This window comes from Roseibium sp. RKSG952 (assembly GCF_009711355.1).
The window spans coordinates 1-1,554 of record NZ_SMMF01000522.1 but is presented as its reverse complement, the minus strand read 5'-3'; the positions used below and the strand labels follow the sequence as shown (position 1 = coordinate 1,554).

General features: G+C 53.7%; 2 protein-coding genes. Both read right to left on the bottom strand.

The annotated features are described in order from the left end of the window. Positions 1-96: 96 nt before the first annotated feature. A complete protein-coding gene (locus tag E1297_RS01960; RefSeq protein ID WP_155133224.1) occupies positions 97-1,077 on the bottom strand; it encodes a hypothetical protein in 981 nt (326 codons plus the stop codon). Then, positions 1,070-1,554 (bottom strand): hypothetical protein (locus E1297_RS48980; RefSeq protein WP_196223129.1); only part of this gene is annotated, 485 nt, incomplete at its 5' end. The genes E1297_RS48980 and E1297_RS01960, both read right to left, overlap by 8 nt.

Here is a 1,554-nt window from a genome sequence, read left to right as displayed (position 1 = left end):
GAGCGGGCCCAGGAGAGCTACGAGCACTTCATTTTTTCAATATTTTCAAAGGCGAATGTTGTCATGGTTGTCTCCGTGTGTTTCGACCCTGAATTTTCAGTCGTTTAGTGATGTTGCTTCTGCGTGCAAATGAAGAATTAGGGTTCTAACGTCATGGGGGGTGTTCTCGCGTTCGAATTTTTCTTCGATCTCTTCTTTTAAGATCGAGCCGTCATCGCTTTTGTTCATCTCCATCGGGCTATCTGCGGAGAGCAGGTTAACAAACTCGCTCTCGGCGAGCGTCTCGGTTGCCTGTTCGCTCACCTGTTCCTGTGCAATCGGATCGACAAGCTTTCCTGTCAGATCGAAAACACCTTTTTCGTGCGGAATCCGTATTTTGTTGAACTTGCTGTCGGCCGTGAGTTCCCAGACTGCTGGATCGTGATCCATGGTGTCGACCGTCTGCCGCGTGATGTTCCCTGGGTTCATCCATAGCGTCTTCAGGACCCGGACGGGGTTCTTGTGAAGGTGGATGTGTCCGTTGACGACGAGGCGGCACCCCGCGATGGATGTCGGCGCTATCGATCCCGGATAAGGATTTTCGAAAGCGATGTCGTGGTGCGTCAGCCAGATGATCGTGTCGACCTCCCCGAAAAGAGGTCGCGCGTCTGTTGGCCACGACTGGCCGTAAGGTGTCGCGCCGATACCAACGACTTTGTCGCCGATCATCACCGTTTCAACCGGGCCGGATTTGTCGGCGACGACCAATACGCCTGCCTCAGCGTACATTTTCAGGGTGTCCCCTGTTGTTAGCGTTGTGTTTCGAATGTCGTGATTACCGACGTTCGAAATCGGCTTCGTCCATGCATCACATAGAATCCGGATCAACCTCGTCTTCACACCCTCATCGGTTTCGACGGCGCTGTCGTGCATGTCTCCCAGGAAGATTGGAATTAGTTTCCGTTCATTCGCGACCGAGATTGCGTATTCGACCTTGCTTAAAATTGTGGAGGCGTATTTCTCGTCCCGACGTCGGCCGGGTTTCCGGGAGCTGACGTGCGGATCGCCGATAAAAAGAAGTCCATTTGCCTTACGCATGGCCGCGGTCTCCTTCGTGAGCCTGATGGTAGAGCAATTCGTTCGCGTCTGAGATGTGATGTCCGCAGACCGGGCACGAGTTATCCATCTCAGCGACGAGCGTTTTCATCTGTGAACGCACCGTTTCAAGTTCCTCGTCGGTTTTCTTGACGGCCGTCTCCGCGATTTGGAGGCGTTTCTTCGCTTCGACAATATTTCTGCCAGCGGTCTCGGACTCTTGGTGATCGATTACCGTCGGCGGCTCGACCGGCAGGCGCTTCAGGATTTCCTGAGCTTTCGTCATCGTCGCTAATCGCGTCTTCGCTGACCTCACGGCTCGACCGACTGTGATCTTGTCGTTGTTGTCGATGATCTCCGGAACTTGTTCTGGAAGCTTCGAAAGGACCTCCGAGATGGCTCTCGCCTTATTGCCACGGGCGATGATCGTCTTGGTGTCTTTAAGGTGTCTTTCGAGTTGGCTTCTGGCATCCACTCCGG